Below are 14,867 nucleotides of genomic sequence, written 5' to 3'. Positions count from 1 at the left end.
CTAGAGGCTCAGCGCCCACTATGGGCTAACCGCCTCATCGTTGTGGGGGGATGGCGACGTTCTCGGCGTGTTGTGGTCGGAGGGTTCGCGAGTGATCCGCTGGGTTTGCCATCCGGTGAAGAGCGCGTCGATTGCGGCGTGGACGAGCGTGTCCGCATCCGCGGGCACCGACTGGGGTATCTGGTGAAAGGTGACCAGTCGGGTGATGCCGTAGACGGTCCCCCAGGTGGCGGCGGAACGGCGGAGCACCTCTTCCTCGGCAATGCCGGGGGGTTGACACGCTGCGACGGTGTCGTGGAGCAAGGACCAGTATTCGGCTGCTGCGCGCTGCAGCGCCGGGTGGTCTCGTTTGGCGATGGCGGGCCCGTAGGCCAGGTCGTGCAGATGGGGCCGGTCGCGAATGAAGGACAGGTAGGCGCCCGTCAGGGCATGCAACCGGCTCAACGAATCGGGGCTGGCGGCGACGGCTGCCGCGGCGTCGTCGGCGGCACTCTGCAGCCCGGCGCCTGCCACCGCCGCCAGGAACCGGCGCTTGGAGCCGAAGTGTACGTAGGGAGCCTGGTGACTCACGGCGAGGGACTGGGCGACTTGTCGCAAGCTCAGCGCGTCAGCGGGCGTGTCCTCTAGCGCCTTGACGGCTGCTTGAACCAGGCGACGGTCCAGCGCGTCGCCGGTGCCCACCAACTCCGGTGCGCTGTCCATCCCTGCCTCCACATCTGGGGGGTTGACACTGTCAACCAATGGTATCGACACTAGAGGTTGACACTGTCAACGGAGGCGTCATGCAAGAGCAACACATCGTGGAAACGGCTGTCGGGCACCTGAAGGTCCAGGTCCTGGGTCAGGGTCAGCCGGTGGTGCTGTGGCACAGCCTGTTCGTGGACGACCGATCATGGAAACGGCTCGTGCCGCTGATTCAGGGCGGACGGCAGCTGCTGATCGTCACCGGGCCGGGGCACGGGAACAGCACAGATCCCGGTCGCCGCTATAGCAGCGAGGAGTGCGCCGATGCCGCCATCACGATCCTCGACGAACTTGGGGTCCAGAGGCCGGTGGACTGGGTGGGCAACGCCTGGGGCGGTCACGTCGGCGTTCTTGCAGCGACGCGGCATCCCAGCCGCGTCCGGACCCTGGTCATGCTGGGCAGCCCGATCGCAGCCCTGAGCCCGCTAGAGCGGGCGCGCACTTATCTGCTTCTCGGCCTGTACCGGGCGTCGGGGCCCTCGCCGGCGGTGGTCAACGGCACCAGCAAGGTGCTGCTGTCGCCCCGGACCCGGGCCGGCGACGCGGAGGCCGTGGACCTCGTCCATGACTGCCTGCGCCGTGCGGATCGGCGAATGTTGCGCAACGCGATCACCTCGGTCTCGCTGCACAGGACCGACCTGAGCGACCCGCTCCGGCACGTCGCCCAGCCCACTCTGATCATCACGGGCGCCGACCACCACGGTTTCACGCCCGCGCAGGCACAAGAAGCAACTCGACTACTCCCGTCCGGTGGCGTGGCGATCGTCCCGGACGCCGCCTACCTCGTGCCGCTGGAGGCACCGGCCACCACGGCGCAACTCGTCGCCGACTTCTGGGCAGCCGAGGACGCAGCGACTGTCTCAGAACGGCGGCCGACGGTGCAGTGACGGCATCGCCTGACTGGGCCACTCCGGCCACGACCGTCGTCCCACCCGTCGCGCTGTCATGGCTCGGCCTGGTCGTCCACAACGTCGCCGAGTTCGGACCGTCCAGATTACTCGGACTGGAAACGGTCGGCCCGACGGTGGTGTCGGTGCTCTTGGCTCGCGGGCTGCTCACCCAGATGCGAGGCGTCGAGTGTCTGCTGATGGGCTGTGCGGTGCTGCAGTTGGTGGGCAACTACTCGTCCGTCGGGCCGGGCTCGCCCGGGGCAGCGTCGTCACTACTAAGCCGGGTGAAGCTCAGGTTTGGGCGCGTCTCGCTCGGCTAGCAAGGGACGTACGTCGATACCGTGGGCAAGGGCTTGTTGGAGGAACCTGCCATACGCAGCCTCATCACGGTGACCGGGCGCGTACTCGGTGCCCGTGGCGCGCTCATGTTCGTCAACGTGCTCCCCGGCGCTGGACTTCCGTCTGCAGCGACCGCCCTGGGCGAGCTCACGTGGGGGCGTCGGCGATGGTGTCCAGTCCCAGCCGGTGGCTGATGACTTCGCGGGCGAGGGACATAACGGCCGGGTCGTCATGCAGGACGAACTTGGTGTCGGCGCCCAGAAGGATGGCGTGGAGCTCGAAGGCGAGCCGGTCGGGGTCCTCATGGGCGGCAAGCTCATGCTGCTTGATCGCGGTCCCCGCAAAGGAGCGCAGCAGGGCCGTGAAGTCGGACTGGACAGTGGCGAGGCGATCCCTGACCGGCCCGGGGCGCGCTCCCATCTCCAGCGAGGTGGCTGCGAAGAAGCAGCCGCCGGGGAAGACGCGACGTTCCACGTAGCTGAAGAACGCCTCGCACGCCGCCGCCAACTGACCAAGGCCGGGTGCGGCGGCGAGCGCCGGCTGCACCACTTCCTCCTTAAGGATGCGCTCCGCTTCCTCCACGGTGGCCAGCTGCAGCTCCTCCTTGGACCCGAAGTGCGCGTAGAGACCGCTCTTGCTGATCCCGGTCGCGGCCGCCAGGTTTCCGATGGAGAGTCCCTCCAGTCCGTCGACGGTGGCCAGCGACGCGGCCCTGCTCAGGATGGCCCGGCGAGTGCGCTCCCCGTCTGCACGCCGCTGACGCAGCCGGGGGCTCACCTGGCTCGTGGTATCGCTCGTCATGATTGACAACATAGCACGATCGGTCGTACTGTCACGCCACCAAGTAGTACGACCGATCGTGCCAACTATCGGTGGAAGGTCGGGCGCGGTCGAACCACTCAACACCCGAGAGGAAACCACTATGAGCATCAGCACCGTCAACGGCGTCGACCTCGAGCGCCTGAACGCCACCATCGAAGCCGTCACGGCCGACCCCGGTCTGGGACGGTTCCAGTTCCGCGCACGGAACCACTGGGTCGACGGCGGCCACAGCCGCACCACGATCCAGGGCTTCTACGGCGCGGGCCAGGAGGACACCACCCGCGCCCAGCCGTTCCTCGTCGACAGCGACGAACCGCCGGTCCTGCTCGGTGAGAACCGGGCCCCCAACGCCGGCGAGTTCGCCCTGCAGGCCCTCGCAGCCTGCCTGGCAGGCACCGTCGTTTACCACACCGCCGCCCGCGGCATGGCGCTGCAGGGCTTGGAGTGCACGGTCGAAGGGGACCTGGACGTGCAGGGCTTCCTCGGCCTCGACGGCAACGTCCGCCCCGGCTACCAGCAGATCCAGGTGAGCATCAAGGTCGCCGGCGAGTTCGACGACGAGCAGGTCGCCGAGCTGGCCGCCCTCACCCGCTTCTCGCCCGTCCGGGACACGATCACCAACCCGGTCGCCGTGTCCATCGACGTCGCACGCGCCTGAGGTGATCCACCTGATGTCCGCGCCGGACCCGGCGCGGACATCAGGCCCGGCTCGCACCATGTAGCCGCCTGACCTCCGCCCCCAGAGCAAGCCGCACGAGCGGGGCTGGGCATCAACTTCGGCGCGCAGTCGCGGGCACCAGACGCCTCGGGGCGCCCACGCAACTCCCAGCCTGCGCGAAGCCCCCACGTGATGGGGCTTCGCTTTGCCTTCACCTCTCCGGGTGGTCAGATGATGAGCAGTGCCGCAGCGGTAACTGCTCCGGCCAGGGGTCAAGTCCCGGGCCAAGCCCCGATGGATCCTGCCGATACGGCCGATGATTGTTGGTTCCGAATGGATCTTCGTGATGTCGGACGCCTGCTCTCCTCTAAAGGTCGGCACCTAAACGGGCTCCGGATCTTGTGGATCACTGCGCTGTCACCTCAAGGTGGGGCTTGGAAGCAGTAGACGACCAGAACCCGCGAGGACGATCATGAGGATCCTCGGGGCCGCACTGTCCGGTGCGCCGTCGTCAGTACTGGAGGAACGACAATGGCTGGAACTGTGCTCGTTTACGGTGCAACGGGCACCCAAGGAACTCCGGTCGAGGACCAGCTGCTCAAACAGGGCAAGAACACGCGGGTGGTGACACGCGACGCAGACCACGCCGCCCACTGGGCCGCTCGCGGCGCCGAGGTCGCGGTGGCCGACCTCGGTGACCGGGAAAGTCTCGCGGCGGCGAATGAGGGCATCGAGCGCGTAGTCCTCCAACTGCCCTTGCAGTACGACTTCGAGCTGCACGAGGCCTATGGCCGCAACGCCGTCGACGCCGCCAAAGCGGCCGGGGTGGACCTCGTGGTGTTCAACACCAGCGCCCACGTCATATCCGGTGAGGATGTGCACGCCTACCAGGCTCGGCAGGAGGTCGTCGACTACCTGCGCGCCAGCGGAATCCCGAGCGTCGTGATTCGCCCGACCTTCTACTACGAGATCTTCCTGGGCCCATGGATCAGGCCGGGCATCGTCGAGTCAGGTGTCGTGGCATTCCCGCTGCCCGCCCAGTTCCCGATGTCGTGGGTCTCGGCGGAAGAAACGGCCGCGTACGCAGTGGCCGCGCTCGAGCGTGGCGACCTGGCAGGGCAGGAGTTCGACGTAGGGGGACCCGAGGCGCTCACCGGCGACGACATCGCCGCGCGGTTCGGTGAGGTGATGGGGCGTTCACTGAGCTACCTGCCCATCGACCCCGACGACTACGAGCGAGCGCTGGCGCCCATCTTTGGCGAAACTGTCGCCTTCGAGGTCGCGGCGCAAGTCAGGTCCATGATCCGGCGCGGTACGGGGGCCGTCGACATGACGGCGACGCGCGCGCAGTTTGGCGTCGAGCCCCTATCGCTTGTGCGCTGGATCAGCGAGCACAACTGGGACACCGTCTGATCCTGCATCCCACGGCTGGCATCCAGTCCTGCAGATCGAGTCTCCTACACTCATCTGCCGCGATCCGTGAGTCGGGGAGGTGCGTCTATTCGCCCGCGTGACGCCGCTTGGCATGATGCGAATCCGCACCGGGGTCAGGCGCAGCGGCGAAGGGTGCCTGATCAACGATTTGAGCAGCAGCCCCCCTTTCAGACGGATGGCCTGCGGTCCCCCGGGCGCAACTCAGTGACAGACAGGGTTGCGCGATCGGCCGGGCCGCGCCGCGCGTCTGCGAATCTGGCCGGTGATCCACGAGCTGTGGCGGCATGGTCACGACGACGTCGGCTACGCCCTGGTGGTCACCAGTGAGGACGACCGTCTGGCACAACTCCTCTACGAAGCAGCCGGGTTCCGCCGGACCGAAGGCGAGGGCGGGTCCCTCATGCTTGCGTACGAGCGAGACTTGTAGGCCTCGGCGGCCGCGTCTATCCGCCGGGTAGCCCATTTGCTCGGGTGCCATGGATCCGCTCCGGTAGCGTTTGCAGCACACCTGGCAGAACGAGGTAGCACGGGTGAGCGATGACACGATGGCACTCTCGGAGGGCCGCTGGCGCCGGGTTCCCATGGTCCGCTGGCTGCCGCGCTACCAGGCTGCGTGGCTGCGCGGAGACCTCATCGCCGGCGCGGTGGTGGCGGCGCTCGCGATTCCGCAGGCTCTCGGTTACGCGTCGATCGCAGGTGCTCCCGTTGAGGTCGGCCTCTACGCGCTCCCGGTGGCGCTCGTGGCATATGCCGTGTTCGGCTCGTCCCGACAGCTCGTCGTGGGCCCGGTGTCGACGGTGTCCGTGCTGTCCGGGTCCCTTCTGGCCAGCTTCGGGGTCGCAGGTACGGCGCAAGCAGCGTCATACACGGCCGCACTGGCGCTCGGCTCAGGGCTGGTGCTCGTCGCTGCGGGCTTCGTCCGGGTTGGGTGGATGGCAGAGTTCCTGTCCAAGCCAATCGTCACAGGCTTCGTCCTCGGACTGACCCTGCTTGTCATCCTCAACGAAGTGCCCCACCTGGTCGGGGTGCCGACGCCGACAGGGAAGGTGATCGAACGGGTAAGTGCCCTGGGTTCGAGCGTCACTCGCGGCGAGGCCGACCTCACGACTGTGGCCGTGTCGGCGGTCTCGCTCGTGGTCCTCTTTGGCGGGCACCGTCTGTTTCCGAAGTTCCCTTGGGGTCTGTTGGTCCTGCTCGGCAGCCTTGCGGCGTCGGCGGCGCTGGATCTTCAGGCACGCGGGGTTGAGGTTGTCGGCCCGGTCCCGCGTGGGCTGCCGAGGCCCGGCATACCTGCCGTCGACCCCGCCGATTTGGCCGGCCTACTCACCGCCGGAGCGGCACTAGCCCTCGTGGGCCTGGCAGAGGGCCTGAGCGCGGCACGCCTCTTCGCGGCCCGGGGGGGCTACCGGATCGACGCCGACCAGGAGTTGCTCGCCTCCGGCGCGGCCAACGTCGCGTCCGGCCTGTTCGGTGGGCTCGGCGTGGCCGGGAGCCTGTCCAAGACGGCTGCGGTCAGTGACGCCCGCGGGCGGACGCAGCTGACCGGGCTGGCTGCGGCGGGGCTGGCCGTGGTTGTCATCGTCGCCATCGCCCCCGCGCTGTCGGTGCTCCCACGGGCGGTGTTGAGCGCGATCGTGGTAAACGCGGTGTGGAAGCTCATGGACTTCGAGGCCATGGCCCGCTACAGAGTGGTGCGCCGCAACGACATCGTCGCCGCCGTCATCGCTGCGGCGGGCGTGCTGGCGTTCGGCCCCCTGAATGGCCTCTTACTCGCCGTGGCCGGATCGGTGATCGGCCTGGTCTTCCGCTCCACCAGGGTCGACGTCGAAGTGATGGGCAAAGTGCCCGATGAGAAGGCAGCATGGGGGAGCACCCGCAACCATGCTGAGCGCTCGACGTACCCCGGGGTGATCGTGCTTCGCCTCGACGTGCCGCTCTTCTGGGTCACGGCGGCGCCGGCCAACGACAGCATCCTCGCCCTGATTGACTCCACACCGGCTACGCGCGCTCTGGTCCTCGACCTGGAGGCGACCAACCAGATGGACACGACCAGCGCGGACGCCCTCGCGGACCTCCGGGCTGCCCTGGTACGACGGGATGTCGACCTCTTCCTCGTCCGGGTCATGTGGCCGGTCCGCAAGGCGCTGCGCCGCTCCGGACTGATCCCCGATCTCGGCGAAGACCACCTGTGGCACAGCATCTCTCAGGGCGTGCGTGAGGCACGTCGAGTGCACGGCCTGCTCGACCTCCCTGCCCACGACGGGGTGCCACCCGCCGGCGGAGCGCTGGCCGACGAACCCCTCGACGCAGACGGCGAGGAACACATCGTCGCCCGCGACCCGGGTCCAGCCCCGCCGAACGAGCAGGGGTCATAGTGAACGCCGTGCCCGAGGGAGATCCTCAACCAGCCTGGCCTGGTTGAGAGCCTCGGGCGATGGTGACGTTCGATCTGCGTGGTGCCCCTCCCAGTACCCGCCGGCTGAAGTCATGACTCATGCGTCATATCGCCGCCTGTCGGCCGCACCGACTTTCCGCACATAATGCCGAGAGCCGGTAGCAGCAGACTGCGCGCCGTACGATCCGCTGTCGCGCACGTAGGGCGTGAAGGGCATGCGTTGGGCCCGAAGATGAGGGTGGGCCGCAGCGTCGGGTCATTCACTCTGAGCGAGCTCAGCGAGTCGATCGAGCGACGCCATCAGCCTCTCGGTTGTGGTCGCCTGAGCGCGCGGGATCCGCCGGTCATCGTCGGACAACCGTGTCCAGTCGTAGGTGTGGGTGACGCGCGTACGCGATGACGTGATTGGCTGCAACTCCCATCGCCACAGGTGTCCCGGCGGCTCCTGACCCGGCTCAGCGGGGACCCAGGCGATTCGTCGGCCCTCGACGAACTCGACCACGTGGTTCTCTCGGATGTTGCCCTTGGTGGTTGTCATGGTGAAGACATCACCGACGGCGTGGACTCTTTGACCGGCGGGTGCCCGAGACAGGTTGTCGTTGCCATCCCAGCGCGGCTGTTGGGTCGGATCTGCGATGAGCTCGAAGATCCGGGCGGTTCCCGCAGCAATATCGCGGCTGGCGCTCACGACACGCCCAACTTCGCCTTGGCTGGCCATGGGTCCATCCAAACACTCGATGCCCCTCGAAGGGTGCCACCTGACCGCGGCCCGTTTCACTGCCAGCGGTTGGCCTCCGACATCGCCGGGCACGACTGCCGACCCGCCACCACAACCGCTGGCAGCGTGTGGGAACCCCGACCAGGCCGCTGGGGTTACACCACACGGACCTCAACGCGGATGACCATAGTGCCGTCGTGGACCGGCCCCGAGTGAGCGGCCCGGTCCGGAGCGCCTCCAGATGGCCTCGCCCGAGGCGCGTACATCGTCATCGGTCACGGCGCAGAAGCAGAACCTCGAAGGAGGTCGATCTCGATGACGAGGCCGGCGCTCAGGTAGCGGCCACCGACCTTGACCTGCGGGCGGCTCCACAGCCGGATCGAGAGGGTGAACTCGCGCCGCGCCACCGCGTCGCGAAGGTCTCGGCCGAACATCACCCCGACACGTTACGTCTGCGTGGGCCAGTCCCCACACTGAGCCTGGAGGTCGATCGCGTGTGCCCCGGAGGCGGCCGTCGGTCCGAACCCGTCGACCGCCCAGGTAGCGAGAGTCGCTCGTTCGGGCACTCGTCGCGAAGGCGTGTCATTCCGCCGCCGAAGGGCGTCTCCCCCGCATGCCCGTTAGCGGTCGGCTCCATTGGAACATTCTGACGTCGCTTGCCACCCAGATCTGCTCGTCACCAGACGAAGGGGACCAGCCGCGCACGGTCCTTCGCGAAGTCCAGATACGCGTCTCCAAGACTGTCGATCATCGCGTGCTCCTCGCGCAGAAGTCGGTAGATGAGCCCAACCAGGATCAGAAGGAAGCAAGCAGCGGTGCCCACCCAGTTGCCGAGCATCAGGCCACATCCGACGAACGCCGCGAGTAGGCCGGTGTAGCTGGGGTGCCGCAGTATCCGATAGGGGCCGCGTTCGACGACCACCTGATCGGAAGAAGTCTTCACCACGGTCGTGAAGTACGTGCCCAAGGTGGCGAACGACCACCACCGCAGCAGTAGGCCGAGCCAACCGATCACTGTTCCCAGTACGAACACCCCGGCACCATCGAGTACAGCTTCGGGCACCAGGGCCTGGGCGAGCGGCAGCATGAGGATGCCCGCGAAGAAGATCACCCGGAACACCACTTCACCTCGGACGTCCGTGCGCGAGGCACCGCGACGCCATTTCACCACCTGAGAGAACTCGCCTACAGCGAATGCAGCGACGCTGATGCCGAACACCAGCCGAGCCCAGGCTTCCTGTTGAATCCAGGCCGTCGCCACGCGAACCAGTCTGCCAGTCATAGCGTGTCCGGGCATGCCGCGCGGAGGACGAGACGTCCGTCCATGCGCTGATGCCCGCGTTGACGACCGGGCGTCACCCCGCCGCCTGTCGACCATTCTGGCTGGGGTGTGCAGCCCCAGCGCGCCGCGTCCTCAGGCGAGCAGGCGCGCGACCTCCGCCATCTGCACCTGCGTCAGCGGGCCGTGCTGCAGCGCCGCGGCATTTGCCTCGGCCTGCGCCACGGTGCGGACTCCGGGGATAGGGACGGTGGCCGGGCTCCGTCCCCAGATCCAAGCGAGCGCCCCCTGGGCGGGAGTGCGCCCACCGGACGTGATGACCTCGCGAATCGCGGCAGCCCGGGCCAGCCACTCCGGGTTCGGCCTGCCGTCGATGAAGTACTTCATCCAAGCCGCACCTGTCGCGCGGACATCGGTGGCCGAGAGCCTCGCCCCGCCGTCGTAGGCGCCGGTGAGCACGCCCATCCCCAAGGGCCCGCGGTTGATGCTGGCGAGGTTCTCGCTCTCGCAGAAGTCGAGCATGGCGGGGTTGTCCTCGAGCACGTTGAGCTGGTGCTGGACGGACGCGCAGCGCGGACCCGCTGCGAAGACGCGGGCGCGATCCACATCGTCGGTGCTCCATCCGTACGCGCGGATAGTGCCCTCGTCGACGAGCCCCTCGAGCACGGCGCGCACGTCCTCGGCCCGGGCGGGTTCGAGGTCGCCGACGTGCAGCTGGAAGAGGTCGATCCAGTCGGTGCCCAGGCGTCGAAGGCTCTCGGCACATGACCGTCGCACCGCGTCCGGCGTGACGTCGACGCCGCTGACGCTCTTGCCGGCCTCGTCCACGGCGTAGCCGAACTTCGTGGCGAGCACGACGTCGGAACGCCGGTCGGCAACGGCGCGACCGAGCACGACCTCGCTGTGGCCGGCCCCGTAGTTGGCGGCGGTGTCGAAGAAGGTGACCCCGCCGGCCATCGCCGCGTGGAGCGCGCGGACCGACTCGTCGTCGTCGACCTCGCCCCAGCCCGCCTGCTGGCCGTCCATGGTCCACGGACCGCCGATGGCCCAGCAGCCGACCCCGAGGGCGCTCACGTCGATGCCACTGCGGCCGAGGGTTCGCCGGGTCGTGATGGTGTTCTCAGATGTCGTCATGTCAACGACGCTAGATCCTTGAGCGCGCACCAGATCAAGCCCTTGAACGGACCATTCGTCGACCCTCACCTCTACGGTGGACCGATGACGACGACGCGCAAGGACGGCGCCGGCCTCCGCGTCGGTGAGGCCGCGCGAGAGGCTGGGGTCAGCATCGACACCCTCCGGTACTACGAGCGCGAGGACCTGCTCCGTACGGAACGCACCCCGAGCGGCCATCGCCGCTACTTCGAGAGCGACCTCGAGTGGATCAGCGTGCTCACGTGCCTCCGCGAGACGGGCATGCCGATCCGGCGGATGCGGGAGTTCGCCACGCTCGTGGGCGAGGACGACGACGCGACCATCGGTGCCCGCATCGAGCAGCTCGAAGAGCACCGGACCGAGGTGCTGCGCCAGATCCGGGAGCTGCAGGCGAACCTCGAACGTGTCGAGGGCAAGCTCGAGTGGTACCGCTCGCGGCTCCCGTGACCTACGACGTCCGGTTCAGCGACGGGTGAGGTAGACGACCGGGATCACCCGCTCGCTCTTCATCTCGTAGCGTTCGATGCTGGGGTGGCGGCCCTTCTGCTTCTGCCGGATCGGGGTGGCGCTACGCCGCCTCGGAGTCAGGCCTGCGTACCGGCTGAGCGCTTCAACGACCCACTTCGACGCCAATCACCATTCGTCATCACCCTGCCAGTTGGCCACGCGACGGCGGCAGAGCCGGCCGTGACATTGGCAGCGCAGCCGGCGGGTGGCACTTGGCTGGGCGCATGGTCATCGTTCGTCGCGCGCGGTGGTCGCGCCGTCAGCCGCCCGAGCGACCGCTGCGGCCTGACCGCGGTTGGCGACGCCGAGTTTGGCGAGCACTCTTCCGACGTGGGTGCTGGCTGTCTTCTCGGTGATGAACAGGGCTGTGGCGATGGCCCGGTCGGTGGCGCCGGTGCTGACGAGGTCGAGGACTTCGCGTTCGCGTCGGGTAAGCACGTTCAGCGGCCCGGCTCGGGCGTCAACCTGCGGGAGCGGCACGCGGAACCGACGGGCGGCAAGGGTCGCCTGCTCTTCATACCAGCGCGCTCCCATGGCGTGCGCGTCGTGACGGAGCCGGATGAGGATCTCCTTTCCTTCCTCGCGTGCGCCGTGCGCGAGCAGCTCTCGAGCCAGTTCCAGCTGAGGGCGGAGTGCCGTGTAGCGACCGAAGCGTGACGCGAGCTCGGCCGCACCGCGCCATTGCGCGATCGCCGGAAGACAAGCGAGCTGCGCCTCGTACGCTTCAGCGAGGGCCAGGTGCATGCCGTACCAGGTTTGGGACCATTCCGAGGTCGCGTGACGCTGAGCGACGTCGAGGGCGTCGGCAGCCGTCCGGATCAGGTCCTCAGCTGGCGGGACGCCCGCAGCGCGGGCAGCGACCATGGCGCGGTACGAGCAGCTGGCTGCTAGAGCCAGCCGCAGCGGCGAGTCGGTGGGTGCGGTCGTCGCCAAGAGGGCCTGTGCCGTGGCCAGCATGCGCTGGTGGTCCGACACCTCCTCGCAGGCGTCGATGAGGCGCGGAGAGTGGCCAACTCCCGGCTGGGCGGTCCCGGCAGCGATGCCCTCTTCCTCGATCGCCAGAGCCGAGCGTGCCTCCCCCCGCGCGAGCAGGAGGGTGACCCGCATCCATCGATCGCGGTAGTCCTGCTTGGCGGGGAGGCAGGCTTCCTCGAACAGGGCTTCTGCGTCGGCGAACCGCCCGTCCCAGACGAGCCATTCCACCTCCTGCTCAGCACCGAAGGCCACGAAGCGGGGCAGCCCGGCGCGCTCGGCATCCGTCCGGACCTGCCTGGCCAGCGCCAGTCCGTCGTCGACGAGGCCACAGATGACCATGAAGTACGCGAGCTCCCCACGCGCCTCCAGGCTCATGCCCGGTTCGTCGGCGGCCTGCGCCGACTTGACCGCGTCGCGGTAGACAGTCAACGCCTCGGCGCAGCGGCCGAGATTGAACAACGGGTCGGCCAGCTCCCACCGAGCCTCCGCGAGCAGGTCTTTTGCCCCGAGGGTGTCGGCCACCGAAATGGCCCTGGACGCCAATCTCAGGGCGAGACCGTACTCCTCCAGGTTGCTGTGGTGGAACGAGCTCGCGATGAGTGCCTCGGCAAGCTCACGACTGGGCTCGTCACCTGCAAGGGTGATCGCACGCTCCAGCGCCTCCGCTCTGCTGATCAGCTCAGGGACCTCGCCCCAGCTGCTGCCGACTGCTGTGTACACGCGGCAGGCAGCAAGGGGGTCACCGTCCGGATCGAGCAGCGCGACCGCCCGCCGCAGCAGGTCCTGCACGCGGTCCCCAACGCCTTCGTTGGCGAGCACCTTCGCGGCGAGCCGAGGTAGGTCTGCCTCGACGAGACCGGTCACGGCCCCGGCGTCGGGCACCCGGTCCCAGAGTTCGAGGGCACGCTCGAAGTGGTCCGCTGCGGCAGCCGCGCCATACTGCTTGCCGGCCAGCCCTGCCCACACCGAGGCCCGGAAGGTCAGCGGGATGTCGTGGCCGGCGTATGCGTGGAGTGCGAGCGCGGCACCGAACTGCCACCGTTCGGCGGTCGTCCCCGACTCGACGCGACCACGCAGCGCGGCCGCGTAGGCGGCGTGCATCTTGGAACGCTCATGGGGAAGCACGTCGTCGTGGATCGCCTCACGCAGCAGGGCGTGCCGGAACGTGAAGCGGTCCCGGACCCGGACGATGACGTTGGCGTCGAGCGCCTCCTGAAGCGCCGTCTGGAACTGTGGGTCGGGCAGGCCGGAAGCCTCACGCAGGACCTCGACGTCGATCGTGCTGCCGCCGACCGAAGCGAGCCTGGCGAGTCGAGCCGATCCTGTCGAGAGCTTGTCGGCGTGGCGCAGCAGCAGGTCGTGCAGCAGCAGGGGGACCGCGCTGTCAGCGGCGCTGAGCAGCTCCTCCACGTGGAGTGGGTTGCCGGCCGAGCGCTCCAGCAGCTGGCTCACGGCCAGGGCCGGCAGGGTATGACCGGTGCGCCGCTGGGCCAGCTGTGCGACGCCGTCCGTGTCGAGGCCTTCGAGGTCGGCTCGGGTCGTGGCCGGGCTCCGGGTCAGCTCGAGCAGCAGCGGCCGCACCGGGTGCCGCCGGGTCAGCTCGTCGGTGCGGAGCGTCACGATGAGCAGCAGCGGGGCGCGGCAGGTGCGCAGCAGTGCCAGGGTGAAGTCGCGGACCGTGGTGTCGGCCCAGTGCAGGTCCTCGAGCGCGAGGACGAACGGCGCGGCCCGGGCAAGCGCCTCGGTGGCCAGCAGCAGGCTCTCGAGGGAGCCCTCCGACGACGACGGCTCGCCGGCGGCGAGCCATCGGGCCGGCCCCGGAACGACCTCCAGCCGGGTTCCGCTGTGCTTGACGATCGCCCTCAATGCCTCGGTGACGGGACCGAACGGCGGCCCTGTCGCCAGGTCCAGGCAGTGACCGACCGTGAAGCCAAGATCAAGCGCCGCTGCCCGGGCGCCTAGAGCATGAACGAGCGTGGTCTTTCCGATGCCGGCGTCGCCGCCCACGAGCAGGGCACGGACGTGGGGGTCGGCCGAACCCGCGTCGGCAAGGGTGGCGCGGAGCAGGCCATCGGCCAGGACGATCTCCTCGTCCCGGCCGAGGGGTTGTTCCAGCTCGAACGTCCTGGCCATCGGCGACTCCACAACGGGCGCGGACGGATCCGCCCACACTGCCCTCAGCGTACGAGCACCCATCTGCTGGTGGTGTCAGAAGGCAACGGAAACAGGGACGTTCCCGGCCAGGACGATCTCGTTGTGCACCGATCGCCGGTGGCTGGTGGCGTACTCGGCCAGCAGTTCCTTCATCAGCGAGTCCCGGACGGCTGATGCAGCCTGTACCGCAGCGGTTCCGCTAGGTTCCGGCATCGGCTGCGACATGCCGGTGGCGTTGGCGGATCCAGCGGAAGCCGCGAAGGCAGTTGCCGCCAGCAGACCGGCGGCGAGGTGGCGAGTGTTCATGAGCCTGGTGCTCCTTGTCAGGTGTGGCGGCTTTTCCGCCAACACCTCCACCATTCGCGCCGAGCGCCCCTCGCACATCGGGAGAACTACTACAGCTGACCGGCCGCCTCCGTAGGTCTCCAGAGCGGCCGCGACGAAGGATGACCTAGCAGAATTCGGGAACGCCGCGACCTGATGCCCTTCGAGCGACACTCGCCAAGCGCGTCGTTTCGGCTCCCTTCTGTTGTCAACCGGTCGCGTCGAGGTGGGTCTTCCGCGTGGTGGGCGTGCGGCGTAGCGTCGTTGGCGCGGGTCCGGGAAGTGGCTGATCCGAAGCGCTGGTGAGCGGGTTCGAGCCAGCCGCGCTGGATACGTGAGACGCCCCGCGGTGCCCTCCCGGACCCGCGTTCTCATCCTCAGCCACCTTGATCTCGGCGGCTGCGGCGTCGGTGACGAGCTGGCGTTAGATGGCGTCGGAGATCCTGCGCTTCAAGCACCGGATCGCCTCCAGC

At 68.4% G+C, this 14,867-nt stretch carries 14 protein-coding genes; 6 read left to right on the top strand and 8 right to left on the bottom strand.

All coding sequences use genetic code 11. The features are described 5' to 3' along the window. Positions 1-18: 18 nt before the first annotated feature. Positions 19-702, bottom strand: coding sequence for a TetR/AcrR family transcriptional regulator (locus tag ASG96_RS19750; protein WP_082591905.1), 684 nt, complete (start codon positions 700-702; stop codon positions 19-21). An 80-nt stretch (positions 703-782) separates the two neighbouring features. Between ASG96_RS19750 and ASG96_RS19745 the strand changes: the two genes are divergently transcribed. Both ASG96_RS19745 and ASG96_RS19740 read left to right on the top strand, forming a co-directional pair. Further along, positions 783-1,631 (top strand): alpha/beta fold hydrolase, encoded by an 849-nt coding sequence (locus tag ASG96_RS19745; protein ID WP_057589060.1) that lies wholly within the window; start codon positions 783-785, stop codon positions 1,629-1,631. Next, positions 1,628-1,954, top strand: a complete 327-nt coding sequence (locus ASG96_RS19740; protein WP_057589059.1) for a hypothetical protein — start codon at positions 1,628-1,630, stop codon at positions 1,952-1,954. The genes ASG96_RS19745 and ASG96_RS19740 overlap by 4 nt, the downstream gene beginning before the upstream one ends. A gap of 166 nt (positions 1,955-2,120) precedes the next feature. Here the strand turns inward: ASG96_RS19740 and ASG96_RS19735 are convergent, their stop codons facing one another. Continuing rightward, entirely contained in the window at positions 2,121-2,774 is a 654-nt protein-coding gene (locus ASG96_RS19735) for a TetR/AcrR family transcriptional regulator (protein ID WP_057589236.1), read from the bottom strand. A gap of 121 nt (positions 2,775-2,895) precedes the next feature. Here ASG96_RS19735 and ASG96_RS19730 point away from each other — a divergent pair, with 121 nt between their 5' ends. The 3 genes from ASG96_RS19730 (at position 2,896) to ASG96_RS19720 (ending at position 7,262) form a co-directional block, all read left to right on the top strand. Then, positions 2,896-3,453 carry an OsmC family protein gene (locus ASG96_RS19730; RefSeq protein WP_057589058.1) on the top strand — a complete coding sequence of 186 codons (558 nt, stop codon included), beginning with the start codon at positions 2,896-2,898 and terminating at the stop codon, positions 3,451-3,453. Positions 3,454-3,984: 531 nt separating this feature from the next. Then, positions 3,985-4,866: an SDR family oxidoreductase gene (locus tag ASG96_RS19725; RefSeq protein ID WP_082588590.1), complete on the top strand. Its 882-nt coding sequence runs from the start codon at positions 3,985-3,987 to the stop codon at positions 4,864-4,866. A 551-nt stretch (positions 4,867-5,417) separates the two neighbouring features. Beyond that, positions 5,418-7,262: a SulP family inorganic anion transporter gene (locus ASG96_RS19720; protein WP_057589057.1), complete on the top strand. Its 1,845-nt coding sequence runs from the start codon at positions 5,418-5,420 to the stop codon at positions 7,260-7,262. Positions 7,263-7,538: 276 nt separating this feature from the next. Here the strand turns inward: ASG96_RS19720 and ASG96_RS19715 are convergent, their stop codons facing one another. The 4 genes from ASG96_RS19715 to ASG96_RS19705 form a co-directional block, all read right to left on the bottom strand. After that, the gene (locus tag ASG96_RS19715; RefSeq protein ID WP_056749916.1) at positions 7,539-8,000 is read right to left on the bottom strand and encodes an SRPBCC family protein; all 462 of its coding nucleotides are present in this window, start codon (positions 7,998-8,000) and stop codon (positions 7,539-7,541) included. A 275-nt stretch (positions 8,001-8,275) separates the two neighbouring features. After that, the gene (locus tag ASG96_RS23415; RefSeq protein WP_157611060.1) at positions 8,276-8,437 is read right to left on the bottom strand and encodes a hypothetical protein; all 162 of its coding nucleotides are present in this window, start codon (positions 8,435-8,437) and stop codon (positions 8,276-8,278) included. 239 nt (positions 8,438-8,676) lie between these two features. Beyond that, positions 8,677-9,261: an isoprenylcysteine carboxylmethyltransferase family protein gene (locus ASG96_RS19710; protein WP_235506324.1), complete on the bottom strand. Its 585-nt coding sequence runs from the start codon at positions 9,259-9,261 to the stop codon at positions 8,677-8,679. Positions 9,262-9,414: 153 nt separating this feature from the next. Continuing rightward, a complete protein-coding gene (locus tag ASG96_RS19705) occupies positions 9,415-10,413 on the bottom strand; it encodes an aldo/keto reductase (RefSeq protein WP_056749922.1) in 999 nt (332 codons plus the stop codon). Positions 10,414-10,497: 84 nt separating this feature from the next. Between ASG96_RS19705 and ASG96_RS19700 the strand changes: the two genes are divergently transcribed. Further along, positions 10,498-10,881 (top strand): MerR family transcriptional regulator, encoded by a 384-nt coding sequence (locus ASG96_RS19700; RefSeq protein ID WP_057589235.1) that lies wholly within the window; start codon positions 10,498-10,500, stop codon positions 10,879-10,881. 288 nt (positions 10,882-11,169) lie between these two features. On the opposite strand, the gene ASG96_RS19695 is transcribed toward ASG96_RS19700, so the two are convergent. Continuing rightward, entirely contained in the window at positions 11,170-14,049 is a 2,880-nt protein-coding gene (locus tag ASG96_RS19695; protein WP_057589056.1) for an AAA family ATPase, read from the bottom strand. A gap of 75 nt (positions 14,050-14,124) precedes the next feature. Then, positions 14,125-14,376 (bottom strand): hypothetical protein, encoded by a 252-nt coding sequence (locus tag ASG96_RS19690; RefSeq protein WP_157611058.1) that lies wholly within the window; start codon positions 14,374-14,376, stop codon positions 14,125-14,127. Positions 14,377-14,867: the final 491 nt, after the last annotated feature.

The organism is Terrabacter sp. Soil810 (assembly GCF_001429645.1).
In the GTDB taxonomy this organism is placed as follows: domain Bacteria; phylum Actinomycetota; class Actinomycetes; order Actinomycetales; family Dermatophilaceae; genus Terrabacter.
This window is presented reverse-complemented; position numbering and strand designations above follow the sequence as displayed.